This window comes from Candidatus Zixiibacteriota bacterium (assembly GCA_020853795.1).
Lineage (GTDB): Bacteria > Zixibacteria > MSB-5A5 > CAIYYT01 > CAIYYT01 > JADJGC01.
In genome coordinates this window covers 1-18,998 of the sequence record JADYYF010000146.1, presented here as the reverse complement: position 1 = coordinate 18,998, position 18,998 = coordinate 1, and the positions used below count along the sequence as shown (strand labels likewise).

18 protein-coding genes and 1 riboswitch are annotated in these 18,998 nt (G+C 57.8%); of the genes, 7 read left to right on the top strand and 11 right to left on the bottom strand.

All coding sequences use genetic code 11. The features are described 5' to 3' along the window. A partial coding sequence (locus IT585_11760; GenBank protein ID MCC6963919.1) for a TonB-dependent receptor plug domain-containing protein occupies positions 1-668 on the bottom strand: 668 nt, incomplete at its 3' end. An 84-nt stretch (positions 669-752) separates the two neighbouring features. Continuing rightward, positions 753-850, bottom strand: a riboswitch (TPP riboswitch). Positions 851-1,005: 155 nt separating this feature from the next. Here IT585_11760 and IT585_11755 point away from each other — a divergent pair. The 4 genes from IT585_11755 (at position 1,006) to serC (ending at position 5,002) form a co-directional block, all read left to right on the top strand. Next, the gene (locus IT585_11755) at positions 1,006-1,587 is read left to right on the top strand and encodes a class I SAM-dependent methyltransferase (protein MCC6963918.1); all 582 of its coding nucleotides are present in this window, start codon (positions 1,006-1,008) and stop codon (positions 1,585-1,587) included. 191 nt (positions 1,588-1,778) lie between these two features. After that, the gene (locus IT585_11750) at positions 1,779-2,981 is read left to right on the top strand and encodes a DUF1015 domain-containing protein (protein ID MCC6963917.1); all 1,203 of its coding nucleotides are present in this window, start codon (positions 1,779-1,781) and stop codon (positions 2,979-2,981) included. 33 nt (positions 2,982-3,014) lie between these two features. Further along, positions 3,015-3,905, top strand: a complete 891-nt coding sequence (locus tag IT585_11745) for a hydroxyacid dehydrogenase (protein MCC6963916.1) — start codon at positions 3,015-3,017, stop codon at positions 3,903-3,905. Between the two features lie 14 nt (positions 3,906-3,919). Next, positions 3,920-5,002: a 3-phosphoserine/phosphohydroxythreonine transaminase gene (gene serC / locus IT585_11740; protein ID MCC6963915.1), complete on the top strand. Its 1,083-nt coding sequence runs from the start codon at positions 3,920-3,922 to the stop codon at positions 5,000-5,002. A gap of 82 nt (positions 5,003-5,084) precedes the next feature. Here serC and IT585_11735 read toward each other — a convergent pair whose 3' ends face one another. The 6 genes from IT585_11735 to IT585_11710 form a co-directional block, all read right to left on the bottom strand. Continuing rightward, positions 5,085-6,359 carry a PLP-dependent transferase gene (locus tag IT585_11735; protein MCC6963914.1) on the bottom strand — a complete coding sequence of 425 codons (1,275 nt, stop codon included), beginning with the start codon at positions 6,357-6,359 and terminating at the stop codon, positions 5,085-5,087. A gap of 88 nt (positions 6,360-6,447) precedes the next feature. Continuing rightward, the gene (locus tag IT585_11730) at positions 6,448-7,083 is read right to left on the bottom strand and encodes a hypothetical protein (protein MCC6963913.1); all 636 of its coding nucleotides are present in this window, start codon (positions 7,081-7,083) and stop codon (positions 6,448-6,450) included. Between the two features lie 4 nt (positions 7,084-7,087). Continuing rightward, positions 7,088-7,861: a TPM domain-containing protein gene (locus IT585_11725; GenBank protein ID MCC6963912.1), complete on the bottom strand. Its 774-nt coding sequence runs from the start codon at positions 7,859-7,861 to the stop codon at positions 7,088-7,090. After that, the gene (locus tag IT585_11720) at positions 7,854-8,465 is read right to left on the bottom strand and encodes a LemA family protein (GenBank protein MCC6963911.1); all 612 of its coding nucleotides are present in this window, start codon (positions 8,463-8,465) and stop codon (positions 7,854-7,856) included. Before IT585_11720 ends, IT585_11725 begins: the two co-directional genes overlap by 8 nt. A 113-nt stretch (positions 8,466-8,578) precedes the next feature. Next, positions 8,579-10,276 (bottom strand): tetratricopeptide repeat protein, encoded by a 1,698-nt coding sequence (locus tag IT585_11715; GenBank protein ID MCC6963910.1) that lies wholly within the window; start codon positions 10,274-10,276, stop codon positions 8,579-8,581. Position 10,277: 1 nt separating this feature from the next. Further along, positions 10,278-11,501 carry a tyrosine--tRNA ligase gene (locus IT585_11710; GenBank protein MCC6963909.1) on the bottom strand — a complete coding sequence of 408 codons (1,224 nt, stop codon included), beginning with the start codon at positions 11,499-11,501 and terminating at the stop codon, positions 10,278-10,280. A gap of 208 nt (positions 11,502-11,709) precedes the next feature. Between IT585_11710 and IT585_11705 the strand changes: the two genes are divergently transcribed. After that, positions 11,710-12,609 carry a DMT family transporter gene (locus IT585_11705; GenBank protein MCC6963908.1) on the top strand — a complete coding sequence of 300 codons (900 nt, stop codon included), beginning with the start codon at positions 11,710-11,712 and terminating at the stop codon, positions 12,607-12,609. A 122-nt stretch (positions 12,610-12,731) separates the two neighbouring features. Then, positions 12,732-13,679 carry a tetratricopeptide repeat protein gene (locus IT585_11700; protein MCC6963907.1) on the top strand — a complete coding sequence of 316 codons (948 nt, stop codon included), beginning with the start codon at positions 12,732-12,734 and terminating at the stop codon, positions 13,677-13,679. Position 13,680: 1 nt separating this feature from the next. On the opposite strand, the gene lpxD is transcribed toward IT585_11700, so the two are convergent. From lpxD to rplU, 4 genes are read right to left on the bottom strand one after another with little or no spacing between them, the layout of a single operon-like run. Further along, entirely contained in the window at positions 13,681-14,721 is a 1,041-nt protein-coding gene (lpxD, locus tag IT585_11695; protein ID MCC6963906.1) for a UDP-3-O-(3-hydroxymyristoyl)glucosamine N-acyltransferase, read from the bottom strand. Positions 14,722-14,723: 2 nt separating this feature from the next. Further along, the gene (locus tag IT585_11690) at positions 14,724-15,254 is read right to left on the bottom strand and encodes an OmpH family outer membrane protein (protein ID MCC6963905.1); all 531 of its coding nucleotides are present in this window, start codon (positions 15,252-15,254) and stop codon (positions 14,724-14,726) included. 29 nt (positions 15,255-15,283) lie between these two features. Beyond that, on the bottom strand, positions 15,284-17,599 hold the full coding sequence (gene bamA / locus IT585_11685) for an outer membrane protein assembly factor BamA (GenBank protein MCC6963904.1): 2,316 nt from the start codon (positions 17,597-17,599) through the stop codon (positions 15,284-15,286). Positions 17,600-17,612: 13 nt separating this feature from the next. After that, the gene (gene rplU / locus IT585_11680) at positions 17,613-17,927 is read right to left on the bottom strand and encodes a 50S ribosomal protein L21 (protein MCC6963903.1); all 315 of its coding nucleotides are present in this window, start codon (positions 17,925-17,927) and stop codon (positions 17,613-17,615) included. 236 nt (positions 17,928-18,163) lie between these two features. On the opposite strand from rplU, the gene IT585_11675 reads away from it, so the two are divergent. Then, positions 18,164-18,998: DEAD/DEAH box helicase family protein (locus IT585_11675; GenBank protein ID MCC6963902.1), on the top strand; the 835-nt coding region annotated here is incomplete at its 3' end.

Here is an 18,998-nt window from a genome sequence, read left to right as displayed (position 1 = left end):
GTGCCCCCAAAGGATGCATCCGCGTAAAGCGAACTGCCGATCCCCCGCTGCACCTGGACATCTTTCACGCTGGCCGCAAAATCAGGAATATCGACGAAATAGGTCGCCTGATCTTCGGGGTCGTTCAGCGGAATCCCGTTGATGTAGACTGAGACCCGTTTATCGTCAAATCCGCGAATCTTCAGATAGCTGTAGCCCAGCCCACCGCCGGCATCGGCATAGGAATAGACATTGGGAGTTGTTTCCAGCAAGAGCGGCATCTCGCCAATGAAGTAGTCCCTTTCGATATCCTGGTTCGTGAAGTCGGCAAACGCCGTCGGCGTGCGCCCCGCTTCGGCCCGATCTGCCGTGACGGTTACACCCTGCCCGCGAAATACTGTCGGCCGCAACTGCACCCGCACGTGAGCGCTGTCGCTAACGGAAATCATCACCGGTTGAAAGCCGATGTGCTTGATCGTAAGGCGTCGAGGGGCGCCGGGGTCGGCTTCGAGTTCGAACCCCCCGTCTTTGTCGGTTACGGCGACCACACGGCCACCATCGGCAATAATGGCTGCACCCTCCACGGGCCGGCCACTCTCATCAGTAATGAGTCCGGTGAGTCCCAAGCCGACGACTGTCGCCGACAAAATGAGGACAAGAAATACGGATAGAATGAAGAGCGATCTCATCACGGCACCTCGTTATTCGCCTGAGTACAAAAAATGCCGCCTGATCTTCGCGGGGATGGCAGCAACGCAAATCGCGCGTCCGTGAATCGGTCGCTGCCGTTTCCCTACGCCGGTATTATCCGGATCAGGTATTGGGGGTGTGATCTCAGACGACTGGATGGTCGCCACTCCCAACGGCAAATGTGTCTTCGCAATAATTACGCAGGCGAACTCCGAACGCAAGAGGAATTTCTGCCGGCGCAGGCTGCGCCATGCTCTTTCTCGGCCTGCTCCTGAAGAGATGACCGCAACCCCAGCCACTCGTTCTCGTATCATCTACATTATGGGCAACATTATCATGCCGGCGGACAACAAGCGTGCGCGCCGCCAGCGGGTGTGTCCCGTGGAATGTGCCGGCACTCTGGACGGTATCTTCCGCCGATGGCTCCAAAATCCCCGGAAGATTCTCTCTCCCTACATTCGTGATGGTATGACAGTCCTCGACTTCGGCTGTGGCCCCGGATTCTTCACGGTCACTATGGCAGAACTCGTAGGGCCGACGGGGCGCGTATATGCAGTCGACCTGCAAGAGGGAATGTTGAGCCTGCTGCAATCCAAAGTCCGCGGGTCAATGCTGGAATCGCGCATCACGCTTCACCGCTGCAACTCTGATTGCATTGGCATCAATACGGCGGTCGACTTCATCCTTGCCTTTTACGTCATTCATGAAATCTCCGATCAGCACCGATGGTTCCGCGAGGCCGCAGACCTGTTGCAGCCCAATGGATTACTTCTTGTCGTCGAGCCCAGACCTTTTCACGTCTCCAAGGCAGACTTCCAGCAGACGATTCTCGCAGCAGAAACTGCCGGGTTGGCGGCTGCGGAAAGTCCGAGTGTCTTTCTCAGCCGAATCGCCCTCTTCAACAAGAAAGTCGCTTAAATCTCCCGGACGGGTCGAAGAAAGCATGCTCATAGCAGCTCCGCCTTTGTGAAAAGAATCACTTGCTTTTTTATGGGGGATTTCCTTACCTATTCAGTTAGATTTAGGGCGATGACGACGGTGAGACTCAAGACTTCCGGCAGGTGGACAAGATGGTCAAGGTAAAGGCATTCAGGGGGTTACGACCAAAGGTGGAACTGATAGACAAAGTCGCAACTCCTCCTTACGATGTGCTCTCCAGTGACGAGGCACGCCAAATGGCAGCGGGCAACGACTTCTCGTTCCTCCGGGTCACCAAACCCGAGATCACTTTCCCCCCGGATCACTCTCCTGCCGGCAACGACCTCTACGAACGCGCCCGCGACAACCTGCGCCGCCTGATCGAAGTCGGTGCCATGGTGCAAGATCAGGAAGAATCCGTCTACGTTTATCGTCTGCGCTGGCGCGATGTCGATCAGACCGGCTACATGATCCTTTCGTCGTGCGACGACTACCTGGAGGGCCGGATCAAGCGTCATGAGTTCACTCGACCCGACAAGGAAACCGATCGCACCAACTTGAACGATATTGTCAATGCCCAGACCGGTCCGGTATTCCTTTTCTATCAATCGGACGCCGATCTGGATGCGATTCTCGCTGCCACCGCCAAAACGACGCCGGTATACGATTTTGTGGCGGCGGACGTTCGTCACGAATTTTGGGTCGTCAACGACAAGGTCAAGGTGAAGAAGATCGTGACGGCCTTCGCCGGATTGGAAGCAACTTATATCGCCGATGGCCATCACCGCTGTGCCGCGGCAGCCAATGTCTGTAAACAGCGTCGGGCTGCAGGCGGCGGGCCGGGGCGTGACGAACCGCACGCCTTTTTCCTCTCTGTGATCTTTCCAGAGAACCAACTGAAAATTCTTCCCTATAACCGCGTGGTCAAAGACCTCAACGGCCACGACCCCTCAGCGTTTCTCAACCTCATTCGTAGTCGCTTCGAGGTGACGGCCATGCCCGCCGGCAAGTCGGTGGAGCCGGAGATTGACCGCGTGCTCGGCATGTATATCGATGGTCGTTGGTATAAGCTTCTGCCGCTGCCGAACAGCTTTAACAAGTTTGATCCGATTGAATCGCTCGACGTGAGCATTCTCCAGAAGAACCTCCTGGAACCGATCCTGGGCATCACCAAGCCACGCACTGACAAGCGGATTGACTTCGTCGGCGGCATCCGCGGTACCGGAGAGCTGGTCAAGCTCGTCGATTCGGGTAAATTCAAGGTGGCATTTGTCGTCCCACCCGTCAGTTTGCGCGCATTGCGGAACGTGGCCGACACCGGGCAGGTGATGCCGCCAAAATCGACCTGGTTCGAGCCAAAATTGCGAGACGGAATAGCCGTTTATCTCCTGTAACCATAGAATCAAGGTTCATTAGAGGGTGATGTTATGAAGATTCTAATCTGTGACGCCTTTGATCCGACGCTTCCCGATTTGCTGAAGAAGCACGGCGAAGTGACGTCGGACATCAACGAACTCCCCAACGCCACCGTCGCTCTGGTGCGTTCCAAGACGAAAGGCGACCGGGACTTCATTGACAAAGGCAAGTCACTGAAGATGATTATTCGCGGCGGCGTCGGCCTCGACAATATCGATGTCAAGTACGCGCGCGAGAAGAACATTGAAGTGCGCAACACGGCCGAGGCCTCCAGCATCGCGGTCGCCGAATTGGCCTTCGCCATGATGATCGCGGTTCCGAATCGGCTGGTCGAGGCCAACACCTCCATGCAGGCCGGCAAGTGGATGAAGAAGGAACTGAAGCGAACCGAATTGTACGGCAAGATTCTCGGCATCATCGGCTGCGGCCGCATCGGCACCGAGCTGGCCCGCCGCGCCAAGGCGTTCGGCATGATGGTCGTCGGCTACGACCCGTCGGTCGATGTTTCCGATGACATCCTGATCAAGCCAACGCTCGAGGATATGCTGCCGATCTGCGACTACATCTCGATTCATACGCCCCTCACCGACCGAACCCGCGGCTTCATCAACAAGGAGACCATTGCCCGGATGAAGAACGGCGTGGTCATCATCAATACCGGGCGCGGCAAGTGCGTAATTGAAGCCGACGTCGTCGATGCACTGAAGTCGGGCAAGATCGGCTTCTACGCCAACGACGTCTGGTACTCCGATCCGCCGGAGACTACTCCCCTGGTCGGGGCGCCCAATACCCTCCTCGCGCCGCATATTGGGGCTTCGACGAATGAGAACTTGTTGCGCATCGGCAAAGCCGTTGACAGGATTATTACAAAAGCGGCCGACGCCGGCTTCTTTGGTAAATGAGAGGATAACCAGCCATGAAACGTGTCTTTAATTTTAACCCCGGCCCGGCGGCGTTACCCGAAGAAGCGCTGAAAGCCGCTGCGGCCGAGATGCTCGATTACAAAGGCACCGGCATGTCGGTGCTGGAGATCAGCCATCGTTCGAAGGACTTTGAAGCTATTCTCGCCGAAACCAAGAGCTTGATCAAAAAGCACCTGGCCATCTCGGACAATTTCCACATTCTGTTCATGGGCGGCGGGGCATCCCTGCAATTCGCCATGGTGCCGATGAACTTCCTTTCGCAAGGGCAGGCGGCGGATTATGTGATTACGGGAGCGTGGGCGCAGAAAGCGGCATCCGAGGCCAAGCTCTTCGGTACAGTCAATGTCGCCGCCACCTCGGAACCGGACAAGTTCACCTGGGTGCCGAAGAACGACCAGATCAAGCTGAGTCCGGGCGCTCAGTACGTGCATATGACTTCAAACAATACCATTTTTGGCACGCAATTACGCGAATACCCGGATACCGGCAATGTGCCGCTCGTCGTTGACATGTCGTCGGATATTATGTCCAAGCGCGTCGATGTCTCGAGGATGTCGTTTGTTTACGCCGGTGCGCAGAAGAATATGGGACCGGCGGGGGTAACCGTCCTGCTCATTCGCGATGACTTCCTGCAGAAGCAAAAAACCGGTCTGCCGAAGATTCTGAGCTACTCGACCTACGCGAAAGAAGACTCACTCTATAACACGCCACCGGTCTTTGCGATTTACATGACGATGCTGACCATGCGCTGGATCGACTCAATCGGCGGATTGGGCGAGGTCGAAAAACGCAACAAGCGCAAGTATGACCTGCTGTACGGCCAGATCGACGGATCCAACGGCTACTATCGCGGTACCGTCCGTCCGGACAGCCGCTCCTGGATGAACGCTACCTTGCGACTCGGCTCGGAGGAGCTGGAAGACAAGTTCATCAAAGAGGCGAAGGCGGCCGGATTCGTCGGACTCAAAGGCCACCGCTCGGTCGGCGGCGTGCGGGTCTCGATGTACAACGCTGTGTCGGTTGAAGCGATTGAGAAGCTGGTCGAATTCATGAAGGACTTCCAGAAGAAGAATTAGCTGATCGGTTTCGAAATTCTCCAGTAACGCCAGGCGCCGTCGGTAATCCGGCGGCGCTTCGTATTTTCCGGTGCCGATCAAGTTAGGCTTGGGCAGCGACGGCCAATCCTTCGTCCAGCGCGGAAATGAGATCGTCCGGATCCTCCAGGCCGATCGACAGCCGCACCAACCCGTCGGTGATACCGATTCTCTGCCGAATCTCCGGCGCGACGCCCGAGTGGGTCATCGAGGCCGGATGTTGAATCAACGAGTCGACGGTACCGAGACTTACCGCCAGCGTGAAGAGCTTGATGCTGTCCATCAATTGACGCGCTGCTCCATACCCCCCCTGCATCTCGAAGGCCAGCACGCCGCCAAACGCCTTCATCTGCCGCCGCGCCAACTCGTGCTGCGGATGGCTGGGTAGACCCGGGTAGTAGACGCGCCGGATTGCCGGATGTTGCTCCAGATACTTGGCAATCATCGTCGCGCTGGCACAATGGCGATCCATCCGCAACGCCAGCGTCTTCAGACCGAGATAGATGAGCCAGCCGTCAAATGGCGACGGACAGCCGCCCATGTCTTTCATTACACCGTAGAGCTTGTCCTTGAAACTCTCGTTATCGGTAATCACCGCGCCGCTGATCACGTGGCCATGCCCGGAAATGTACTTGGTGGCGGAGTGCATCACGACCTCTGCTCCCAGTTCGAGCGGCCGCTGCAAGTACGGAGTAGCGTAGGTATTGTCGACGATGACCAGGCACGCGGGGTTGTACCGCTTGGCAATCTGGGTGACGGCAGCGATGTCGGTGATGGTCATGGTCGGATTGGTCGGGGTCTCGAAATAGACGCCCTTGGCCGACGGATTCGCCTTCATTGCTTGCTCGACCTCGTTGAGATTGGATGTGTCGACAACGACGACCTTGACGCCGAAGCGCGGCAGCACGTGGGTGAAAAGGCTGTCGGTGCAGCCGTAGACGACATCCCCGCGAATCAGCGTGTCACCCTGCTGCAGGAGAGCGAACATGATACCGGCGATCGCCGACATTCCCGATGAAAATAGCAACGACGACACCCGCACCTGTTCCGGGTCGCGCAGCTTGACCCCGCTGCCTTCCAGAGCGTTGAGCTTGGCTTCCGCCGTGAGCACCGTCGGATTGCCCAGGCGGGTATAGATAAAACCATTATCTTCGGCCGCGAACAGCTTCTTCCCCTGCTCGGCGCTGTCGAAGACGAAGGTCGAGGTCTGATAGATGGGGACGGTGTGCGCGTTGGAATGGTGCCCGGCGATATGTTCGCCGGCGTGCAGCGCGCGGGTGGAAAAGCCGTGTTTGAGGAAGAACTCCTCTACGGCATTACGACTTTTTGAATCTTCCATTGCTCAACTCCGAAATTGCAGAAACCGCTCGATCGTATCAGCGGGAATATAGGCAAGAGTAGTGGAGCGAGTTAGTAGATAATCGCGTTCAGGCGATTTCTGGACGATCCGGCATCTCGTTGACGTCGTCGGGCTGAGTCGGGAAATACTCCGCCAACTTGGCGCCGATCTCGCGGATGGCGACGATCAGCCCCTCGCTGTGGCGGTCGTCTTTCATCGAGGCCACCAGCAGTGCGTGCGGATGATCCCAGTAGCTCGTCGGCAGCTTGTCGGCAATGGCTTTGTCCGCGACAATGGCGGCTTCGCATTCGGTCAACGAAACCAGGATCAAGACGCCGGTCTGCCCCTTGGTGGCAGTCAGATCGTGGAAGACCTGCAGCCCGCGCCGCCATACGAATCCGCGCCGGCGACCGGCCGTGCGGAGCAGCGGCGCCACGCCGAAAAAGCCCAGGAGAAACGCGATCAGTCCCCAGAGCGTCGCCTGCGAAAAGTCGTAGTAGACGCCCCAGTTGACTTCGCGCGTCAGGCACAGGGAAACGGCGACGCCGATCAGCGAAGCAAAACCAGCGACCAGGATTCGCTCGGACAACCACGCGTGCGATTGCGGTGAAATACGGACGACAATCTCGCCGCTGGTCCTGGTCTCGGACTCTGCAACTGCGGCCTTGATCGCCTCGAAGTCAACTTCGGAAAAGTACTGATTGATGATTCGATGCATCGCCATCAGGTCACCAGCCTCCCGAAGCGCCGCCGCCGCCGGACGAACCGCCACCAAAACTAAAACCGCCACCCGAACTGTGACTGCTACTGCCGCCGCTTCCCCAGTGCCAATCTCTGGAGCCGCCCGATCCGCCGAAAATCGAGCCCCAGTCCGCCCCTTTCTTCTTGGCTTGCCGGATTCCCGAGATCAAAATGAAGAGGACCCAGATAATAAAGAAGATCGGGAAGATGAAGGGTACGAAACCGGGAACGTCGTCGGCCGGTGGCGGGGCGGGATCGTATTCGCCGCCAATGGCGATGATGATTCCGTCGACCACCGCCCCAATCCCTTCGTCCCAGTTGCCGGCGCGGAAGCTCTGTGCCATCGGCGAATCGCGGCGCACCAGCCGCCCGGCCTCGAGGTCGGTCAAGCTTTCTTCGAGTCCGTAGCCGACCTCGATTCGCGCCTGCTTGTCTCCGACCGCCATTAGAAACAGCACGCCGTTGTCGCCTTTGGCCTTGCCGACACCCCAGGTATTAAAAACCTCGTGGGCGTAGTCCTCCAGCGACTCGCCTTCCAGCGAAGGAATGATCAAGACGGCGATTTCGTTCTGCGACTGATCGCGATAGGCAAGAATCTTCTGTTCGAGCGCTGAGCGCGCATCATCACTGAGCAGCCCGTCAAGGTCGGTCACGGGCGAGGTGTAGTTGGGCACCTCAAGTGCGGCCGCCAGGGCAACCAGAATCAGCGCCAGAACTGCCGCCCGGCCGGCGGCGTATCGCAAACGAAGATATCTACTCAAAGAGCTGCTTCACATTGGGCGCCTGCTGTGCCTCAGCACTGGCGGCGAAATACGGTTTCTCATAGGGGTAGCCGAACACCGTGCCGGCAAGTAGCGCTCCAATGCCCTTCTGACGGAACGTGTTGTATTCCCGCACCACTTCGTTGTAGACCCGCCGTTCCTGAGCGATGCGATTCTCAGTGCCTTCGAGTTGAGTTTGCAGGTCGGCGTAAAGCGATTCACCTTTGATGTCCGGATAGCGCTCGACCACCACATTGATAAAGGAATTCAACTGCTTCGACAGTTGTCCCGACAGCGAATCGAGCAGGACGGGGTTGCCCTGCTTCAGCGCCGCTTCGGCCGAACCCTTCAGATCCAGCACCTTTTGCCGCATACCGATCACCTCGGTCAGAGTTTCCTGCTGTCGTTTCATGAAGTTGTCAACACTGGCGACAAGATTGGGGATGAGATCGAAGCGCCGTTGATAGACATTCTGGACTTGCGACCATTTCTCGTCAATCGCCTGCGAACGGTCAATCAAGCCACCGCGATTGCTCCAAATCCAGCCGCCGACGATCAGCACCAGGATCAGGAGTACGGCCAGGATGATACCGAAAACTTTCATGAGGACGTCTCGCTTTCCGTGAGATGTTAGTTCGCCGAAAATCAATGCCTCGCGGTCGACTTTCGCAACCAGATTCTGTGACTATTACGAAGATTCTGCGGGAGTGTTGCGGTTTATTGCCGGCGCAGCTTGTCCGGCACGGTTTTGTTGTTGGGGTCGAGCGCCAGCACAGTCTTCCACGCATCGCGTGCGGACTCCAAATTGCCGAGTGCGTACTGAATATCGCCGAGATGCTCGATCACGATGGGATCGTTGTTGGTCAGCTTGATTGCCTTTTGAATCTGAATCAACGCCTCGTCATACCGCCCCAGCCGGTACAGCACCCAGGCAAAACTGTCAAGATAGGCGCCGTTCTCCGGCTCCGCCTTTACCGCCTTTTCAATCATCGCCAGCGCCTCTTCCAGTCGCACGCCCTTGTCGGCCAGCATGTAGCCGAGGAAGTTCAACGCCTGATGATTATCGGGATCGGTCTTCAGCACGGCGGCAAACGACTCCACCGCGCGGTCGAACTCACCTTGCTTCTCGTACTCGGCGCCCAGCTGAAACAAGGCCCGGATCGAATCGCCGCCCTCCGCCAGGACGTTATTCAATATTGTAATCGCGCTGTCGGACCGGTTCGATTGCGAGAGCAACTGCGCATAGAACAACTGAACATTACTTCGCTCTTCTTTCACCACCGCCATCGCGGCTTCGAGCGTCTTGAGCGCGCTGTCGGGCAGTTGCTGCTGTTGTCGGATCAGCGCCAGATTGGTCCAGCCGTCCGGCATCGTCGAATCCACCGCGACCAAACGGTTGAAGTAACCCAGGGCCGGCGCCCACTGCTTGCGCTCGATCTCAATTCGGCCGAGATAAAACAGCGCGTAGCGATTCACCGGGTCGCGATCAAGCAGCTTGCGATAGAGCGTTTCGGCCAGATCCTTCTGGTCGGCGCGCATCATCACGATGCCGATGCGCTCGATCACCAGCGGTTCCGGTGCGTCCAGCGCCGACAACTTCTCGCCGTAATATCGCAGCGAATCGAGATTGTCTTCGGCATTGTAGGACTCGATCAACTGCGCGATCAGCCGCGCGTTACTGCTGTCGACGGCAATCCCCCGCTTCAGCGCTTCCTTCGCGGCCTCCGCCTTGCCGGCACTATACTGGTAGACCGCCAAAGCCGAGAAAAGTCCGGCGTCCTTCGGATTCTGCCGCAACGCCGATTCGATCACGACGGCGGCGGAGTCATAGAGCTTGAGGTCGGCGTACATCTGTGCGATCTGCACAAACAGCTCGGTGTTGCCGGACAAGGCAGCGGCATTGCGCAAATACTTGGCGGCTTCGTCGATGCGGTTGGCGCGTGCGGCATAAGCGCCGAGTTGATAGTTCAAGGCGACGTTGGCGGAATCCGTCGCCCAGGCGCGGCGATAGGCGTTTTCGGCCTCGGCATCCTGGCGCAGCGACCGGAAGCAATCGCCAATCAAGCGATACGTGTCGGCCGTCTTGTCGGCGATCGGAAGAAACGTGTCCAGCGCTTGCGCGGGGCGGTTCATGCCGAGATAAAGCTGCCCCAGCGCCATGCGGATGTCAAAGGACAGCGGTTCGTAGGTCAGCGCCTGCTCGTATTCGTGGGCCGCTTCCTCGACCATCCCCTCTTGCTCGTAGATCACGCCGTTGGTGAAGTGATGATAAGCCTCTTCATTCATCTCGCGCTCCGGCAGCAGCTTTACCGGCCGCGTCGGTGCCGCGGTTGTCTGCTTCTGCGCTGCGCACCCGGCAACGGCAATAATCAGAAACAGTCCTGCGATCAGGTGATGAACGAGCAGCTTCTTCATACTACTTCCGTACCAGCGTTCCTTTCACACGATAAAACCCGCGCTTGCCGACTTTGAGCAGATATTCGCGCTCGACAACTAACTGCGCGTTCTGGTCCGAGATGCGTTCATTGTCCACGGTGATCCCGCCCTGCTTGACCAACCGCATCACTTCACTGGTGCTGGCCATGATCTGCAGCTCGACCAGTAATTTGGGCAGCCAGATTGTGTCTTCCCCCCACGTGTACTGCATTGACGGAATTTCGTCCGGCAGCCCCTTCCTGGCGAAGATGTTCTCAAATTCCTTCTCCGCCTGCTCGGCCGCTGTCATGTCATAGTACATACGCACAATCGTCCGCCCCAGTTCCTTCTTGAACTTGACCGGGTTTTCGCCGGCGGCGATCTGCCGTTCGATTTCGTCGATCTGGGCAAACGGATAGTCGCTGACGAGTCGGAAATACGGGATAATCAGCCGATCCGGAATCGACATCACCTTGCCGAAGATTTCTTTCGGCGGCTCGGCCACGCCGATGTAGTTGCCGATCGACTTGCTCATCCGCTGGACACCATCGATGCCTTCGAGGACCGGGAGCGTCAGGGCGACCTGCGGCTCGACGCCGTAAGCCTCCTGAATCTGGCGGCCGGTCAACAAATTGAATTTCTGTTCGGTCGCACCCAGTTCGACGTCCGCCTTGATGGCCACTGAATCGTACGCCTGCATCAATGGGTACAGCAGCTCGTGGATCGAAATCGGCGCCTGCTCCGCCCAGCGTTTGGCAAAATCCTCGCGCTCCATCATTCGCGCCAGAGTCATCTTGCCGGTTAGACGCAGAATATCGGCAAACGCCATTTGCGCCAACCACTCGCCATTGCGGCGCACTTCGCACATCTCGGCTGGTATTACCTTGTAGAATTGTTCGAGATAGGTATGCGCATTTGCCTCAACCTGCTCGAGCGTCAACTGCGGCCGGGTGACCGAGCGGCCCGAGGGATCACCCACCTGGGCGGTATAATCGCCGATGATGATGACAATGTGATGTCCGAGGTCGGCAAACTGCCGCAGCTTGCGCAGCCCGACTGTGTGACCGAGATGGATATCGGGCGCGGTCGGATCGAAACCCTGTTTGATCACCAGCGGCTTGCCGGACCTGACCGCACGCTCCAGTTTCTTTTCCAGTTCCCCCTCGGGAAGGATTTCCACCGTATTCTCACGTATTCTCTTCATCTGTTCCGCAACAGAGAGCATCGGTCCTCCGCAATAGCAATAGGATCATTATCGGCAATAAATTGGCGGCTGTTGATGCCGCCACCCCGAACAATACGCGATCGGCCGTACCGCAACAAGCGATAAAAAGTCGCCGGAAAACCCGCTGGCCCCGGAATACCGCTATGCGGGCAGCGGCTCCATTTGTACATTCCGTCCTTCGTTGCAGCTGTGTGCTGAGTCTGTGGCAATGAGTTTTTTTGGTGAAATCCTGGCGTTGACGGCGGCGCTGTGTTGGGCGTTCGGCAGCTTGCTGTTCAGCTTCGCGGGTCGTCGCGTGGGTGCCTTCACCGTCAATGCCATCCGCATCCCCATTGCCACGCTCGTCTTCGTCCTGATCAGCCTGATCGCGCAGGGCATGATCTGGCCGGCCCAAGCCACTTCAACACAGTTCTCCTGGCTGGTCTTTTCGTCACTGGTCGGCCTGGTCATCGGCGATCTCTGCTACTTCAAGTCCCTCGTTATTCTTGGACCGCGGATCGCCTCGTTGTTGTCGGCCTCCTCGCCAATCTTCTCGGTGTTCATTTCGTGGGTTGTTCTCAACCAGAGCCTGCGTTGGTACTCCCTGCTCGGAATTGTCATCACGCTGGCCGGCCTGACCTGGGTCTCCCTCGAGCGAAATGTCAAGACCTTCGGTGCTCAGGAAAACGGATCGAAACCGTGGGGGTACTTCCTCGCCGGAATCGGAGCACTCAGCCAGGCGGTTGGGCTGGTCGCGGCCAAACTTGGCATGCTGGACAATGTGAGCGCCTTGAGTGCCGCCACGGTGCGCATGCTGGCCGCCGCGGTCATGACCTGGATCATCGCCGGGCTCCAGCAGCGAGTCGCCGGCATTCTGCGCGGCCTCGCCGATCGCAAGGCTCTGACGGCGATGTTCATTGCGGCCTTTGTTGGCCCCGTCGCCGGCATCTGGCTCTCTCTAGCTTCAATCCAGTATACGAAAGTCGGAATTGCGGCTACCCTGATGTCGACCACGCCGTTATTTGTCATTCCCCTGGTGATGTTGATCCATCACGAACGACCCTCCGCCCGGGCCGTCATCGGCACCGTCATTACAATTGCCGGAGTCGCCGTACTAATGCTGACATGAAGATTGACAAATTTGACCGCTGATTGCTTATTGTCGACAACGGTAATCGCAAATGGACATTCCGCAAGCGCGAAAGGAGCGCGATGAACTGTATGGCGCCTGGTCTCGAATTTCTACTCTCAGTGGCGGTGGCGCTGTCGCTCGCTGCGGTTTGCTTTGTGCGCGGCGACGACATGCCTGCGACACCGACAGAACTCATGACGCAGGCGGACAACCAGTTTGACGCCCGCAACTTCCCTGCCGCAATCGGTCTTTACCAGCGGGCCCTTGCCGGTGCGACGGCGATGTCCGACACCTCGACACAGCTCGAAGCTATGGCGCAGTTGGCGCGCTGCCACCTCACCCAGAATCTCTTTGACGGCGCGAAGGAGTGGCTGGACAAAGCCGCGGCGATCGCATCGAAGGACTACCCCGCCGGCTACGCGCGCTACCTGGGAGTGCGCGGCCGCCTCGAGTGGCGTGAAGGCCGCAACGACAATGCCCGTGAGCTTTTTATGCAGATGTATGACCTGAGCAACGCCGACAATCTTCCCGCTCGGGCCATCGACGCTTGCCGTATGATGGCGATCGTCGGCACGCCCCAAGAGCAGATCGACTGGGGCCGGCGCGGCATCGCCGCAGCCGAACAATCCGGTCTACTCGAGAACCTCGCGTCACTCTGGAACAATCTGGCAGCCAGCTACGGCGATCAGGGCGACTACGTGAACGCCTGTGACGCCTTTTTAAAAGCGCGAGAGTACCATTGGCGTTTCGGCAATGAAATCGGCAAGCTCTATGCAGATTATCAAGTCGGCTGGGCGCTGCGAATGAAGGGCGATCTGGATCAGGCTCTGACGTGGCTACGGCCGTCGCTGGCGTGGGCCGAGCGCCTGGGCAACGATGATGTTGAGGCTCAGGCCTGCGAAGATCTTGGCGAGATTGCCTTTGCTCGCAGCGACTTTCGTTCTGCCGCTGCCTATCTGAAACGCGCCTTGGAGCATTTCGTCAAAGCTGGATACCCTGACCACAGCCCGGAAAAGGTGGCTGCACTCGAAAAGCGCATCACTGAGGCTGAACGGCGGCAGGAGTGATTTAGGGGCGACGCATTTCCGCCAATTGTTTGCGTAGCTCTTCCACTTCGGATTTGAGGCGTTTGAGTTCGTCCATGCGCTGCGGGAGACGGTGAATATGCGCTTCGATCTCGCGGTACTCGCGCATCGGGCGTGCCGGTGTACCGCCATAATCGCCGCCGGAATAGGACTTGGTGACGCCGGACTGGGCGCTGACGCGGGTGCCGCTGCCGATCTCCAGATGCCCCACCAAACCGACTTGGCCACCAAGCACCACATAGTCGCCCAGGACGGTCGAACCGGCGATTCCCACCTGCGCGACAATAATGCATCCTCTTCCGATGCGGACATTATGAGCGATCTGCACGAGATTGTCGATCTTGGTGCCCGTCCCGATAACGGTTTCGCTGAGTGCGCCGCGATCTATCGTGCAATTGGCCCCGATCTCGACGTCGTCCTCGATGCGCACGCGGCCGATCTGGTAGACCTTATGATGCACGCCGGCGTGAGTCGCATAGCCAAAACCGTCGGCCCCGACGACGGTGCCGGCATGAATCGCCACGCGACTGCCGATCAGACACTCATCATAAACTACAACATGGGGATAAAGTTGCGAATCGTCGCCGATCCGGCAATTGCGGCCGACGACGCAGCCGGTCATGACGCGACTCCCATCACCGATCCTGGTGTCGGCTCCGATTTCGACAAACTCCCCGATATGCACGCCACGGCCGATCTGGGCGCTGGCATCGACGCGAGCCGAAGCGGCGATACCGGGCTGAATCAGCGCGCCCGGTGCCGGATAAAGCAACTTCAGCGCCTGCGCCACGGCATAGTAAGGATCGTCGTGCACCAGGAAATTCCGCGACTGACCTGCTGGAACCGCCTTGACAATTACCGCCGACGCGCGCGAGGCGTCGAGTCGCGCCGCATACTTGGGATTTGCGATAAAAGTGAGATCGCCGGGGCCGGCCGCCTCGATCGTGTTCAGACGGAGGATTTCAGTCTCGCCATCGCCGATCGCGGCGCCGCCGATCCGCGCCGCAAGATCCTTCAACTTCATGCCTACTGCGTCTTTTCCAGCTCCTCGAGAACGCGGTCGGTGATGTCGAGCTCCTTTTTCGCGTAAGCGATATTGCCGTTTACGCTGTCGAGAATCATCGCGTAACCTTCCTGCAACGCCAGTTTCTCCAGCACGGTATTGATCTTGTCCAGCAGGGGCTTGGTCAATTCGGCATTCCGTTTCTCGGCGCGCCCGTCGGGGCCGAAAATGTCATTGGCCAGCTTCTGCCAGGTCGCTTTCTTGGTCTCGATCTCGGTCTCGCGCTCTTTCTTCTTCGCCTCGGAAAGGATCAGCGACTGCTTGGCCAACTCCGCCTCCATCTTCTCGATATCTTTTTGCCCGGTCTCCACCTCGGCATTCCAGGTCTCAACTTCTTTGTTGAACTGCGCCTGCGCGTCCTGAAATTCCTTGTACTCGAGCCGGATGCGATATGAGTCAATGTACACGATCTTATCCTGGGCCTGCAGCGTCACTGGCGCTGTGGCAATCGCGGCCAGGGCAATGACAAGAACTGCCATTGTACGAAACACCATTTTCTCCTCCATGGGCGAGCTATAACTGTTTAGAACGTCGTTCCGAGTTGGAAGTGTGGTTTCCATTCGGCACCGCCGGGGTTATTATAACCATAACCAAAGTCAAAGCCAATCGTCCCGAGTCCCGGAATGACGATTCTGAATCCGGCGCCGACGGATTTTTTGAGGCCGTCGTAGCGGTCAAGATCGAACGGTTTCACCGCCCGACCCGATTCCCAGGCATTGCCCGCATCGGCAAACAGCAAAGCGTAGATCTGCTGGTTGACGATCGGCACCTGCAATTCCATATTGTAAATAATCTCCGAGCGCCCCCGCATGTAGCCGCCCCGCGAATTACGGGGACCGATTGACGCATCGTCGTAGCCGCGAATCACACCATCCTGATAGGTGCCGCCCGGCGCGAAACGCTCGCCGTAGGGAATACCGTCGTAACCATACGGGCTGTCCACCCAACCGATCCGCACCTTCCCGGCCAACACGACATTCCACCAGACCCGCAGATAGCGCGCCATGTCGAAGATGTGCTTGTGGTAGCGATAGTCGCCGCCCAACGCCCAGCCGGAAACCTCCGATGACAGCTGATGCAGCGATCCCTTGGTCGCGAATTGCGACAAATCGCGGGAGTCGCGCACAATCGTCAAGCCGAGAGTTGAAGTCGTCGACCAGTCATTTTCGAAGCGCAGCAGACTGAGCGGATCATCTTTATAGCGATCGCGATACGTCTGATTGAAATCGTAGTAGCGAAATTCTTCGAGGCTGTAGCGAACGGACGCACGGAAGTAATCATCCGGCCAGCGCAGACGGCGGCCGAGCCGGACGCCGAGTCCCCGCGTTCCTTCGGTCCACTCCTCGTCGGTGTATTGGACATTGCGATTGATGCTGAAAACATCGAATCCCAGAGTCGTGGGCGTGTCCAGCAACCAGGGCTCCGTGAAGGAGAGCGATATCGAGTTGCGCCGCGAGCCAAAGGACCAGTCGAGATTGACATTCTGACCCTCCCCGCGGAAATTCGGTATCCCCAAGCCCAACGTCCCCACCAGCTTGTCCTGGCCGGAATAGCCGGCGCCGGCCTGAATCTGACCGGTCGGCTTCTCTTCAACCTTGAAAACCAAGTCAATATCGCCATTCGGCAGATTGCGCACATCCGGCTCGACGTTGCTGAAGTAATTCAACAACATCACATTGCGCAGTGAGCGCATCAGGATCGAACGCTGAAACGTCTGCCCCGGCCGCGAAAACAACTCGCGGCGGATTACTTTCTCTTTCGTCTTCGAGTTTCCTTCGATGAACACCTTGTTGATGTGCGCCGGAACACCCTCGGAAATTTCCAACTCAATATTCAGAATCGAATCCACGGTCTGCACATTATCGATCATACGGACGTGGATGTAGCCGTCCTCCTGATACACCGAGTACAGGTCAGACATCGACTCTTCGAACTTCTCCTGGTTGTAGACATCCCCCTTCCTGAACTTGATCTGACCCTGCAGCAACTCCGTCTTGTAGACTTCGTTGCCCTTGAACGTTACGTCGCCAAAGTAATAGCGGTTCCCCTCGTTGACCCGCACGAACAGCACCATCTTCTTGCCGTCCGGGTCGATCGCGATACTGTCGCCGGTCACAGACGCATCGATAAACCCGCGCTTGCGGTAGAACTCGATAACTTTGTCCTTGTCGTCCTCAAACTGCTCGCGTTTGAAAGAGCCGGAGCGCAGGAACCCGCCCGCCTTGGTCTTCATCTGACCGCGCAGTTTGCCGTCGTCAAAGAACTGATTGCCTTCGAACTCCACCTGGCGAATCTTGATCTTCTCGTTTTCCTTGATCTTGAACCGCAGCGCCACGCGATTGCTGTCGAGCGGCTCCGACTCGGCTTCAACGTCGGCGAGAAAGTACCCTTCCTCGCGGTAAAGCTTCTTGATGACTTCGATATTGTTGCGGATTTGACTGGGGCCGACGGTTTGCTGCTCAAAGACCGTGAGCTTCTCCTTGAGCTTCTTGTCCTTGATCGACTTGTTGCCCTCGAATTTCATTGCCGCCAAACGCGGAAATTCGACCACCGTGATTTTGAGGTTGATCCGCCCGCCGCTGAACTCCCCGGCAACTTTGACGTCCGAAAAAAGACCAAGGCCGTACACGCGGCGAATCGCCTCTTGCACGGCCGTAGAGGAAAGCTTGGTTCCGGATGTCAGACCGGCGACGGCGGCGATCAGCGATGACTCGACCGCCGAGTTCCGTTCCACCACCACGCTGCCGATTTCGTATGACTGCGCCGCGCTCGGCTTCGCTCCTACCTGCAGCAACAGGAGGATCAAGCCGATCACCAGCACTGCCCGTGATCTGAACATCACTTCCCGTCTGTTATGCGACTACAATCTTTGCGACTTTCAGGTCCGTAAAGTCCTGACGGTGCCCGCGCATCTTGCGGTACTTGGTGCGGCGCTTCTTCTTGAAAACCAGCACCTTTTCGCCGCGACCCTGCGCCACCACCGTCGTTTCGACGCGGGCGCCCTCGACGTGCGGCTTGCCGATCCGGCTCGAGTCGGCGTCTCCCACCAGCAGAACGCGCTCAATCGCGAAGGCTTCACCCGGCTGCGCAACATGCAGCGGCACCCGAATGACATCACCTTCCGCGACGCGATACTGGAGACCGCCGGCCTCAACTATGGCATACATATTCTCTGCGTTTCTCCTCTCAACAGTCTCAAAATTAGCCACTTATGATAGTCGCGGCGATCCATTTGTCAAGGACATTCTAACCTGAGTGTCTCTTCCATCTGACTCTCTTAAAATCTTGTGCGCGTGAAAGTTCCTAAAATTTTCCTTGGGCGGCTTGCCGGCGTCCCGCGATTCTCGCCCCCCAGTTCGCTAATGTTATTGACCTCGCCCGATTTCCGCATACTTTCAGCGGCATGGCAAAGTTCAAGCTGGTCTCAAAATATGAACCGCGCGGCGACCAACCGGAAGCGATCCGGCGCCTTTCCGAGGGCGTACTCAATCACGAGAGATTTCAGACTCTCCTGGGAGTGACCGGTTCCGGCAAAACTTTCACCGTCGCCAATGTGATTGCCAACGTCGGTAAGCCGACCCTGGTGATCTCCCACAACAAGACGCTGGCTGCCCAGCTTTACGGAGAATTTAAGTCTTACTTCCCGGACAACGCGGTTGAATTCTTCATCAGCTACTACGACTACTACCAGCCGGAGGCGTACGTCCCGGCAACCGACACCTACATCGAGAAAGATACCTCAATCAACGACAACATCGACCGCCTGCGCCTCCGGGCCACCAGTTCGCTACTGGAACGTGACGATGTCATCATCGTGGCCTCGGTCTCCTGCATCTACGGCATCGGCTCGCCTTCGGAATACAAGAATCTCCTCGTGCTGCTCCGCACTGGTGAAGAGGTTGACCGCAACCAGATCTTGCGCAAGTTGATCGAAATTCAGTATACCCGCAACGACATCGACTTTTCGCGCGGCCATTTTCGCGTGCGCGGCGACACCATCGAGATCTTCCCGGCTTATGAGGTCAACGGCGTCCGCGTCGAACTCTGGGGCGATCAGATTGAGCGCATCCGGACTTTCGATCCGGTCAGCGGCGAGATCAAAGGCGAGATTGAGCGGATCGCGATCTATCCGGCGCGGCACTTCGTCAGTTCGTCCGAGACGGTCCGCAAGGCGATTTTCGGAATCGAGCAGGAATTGCGCGAACGCCTGGCCGACTTTCGCGAACAGGGCAAACTGC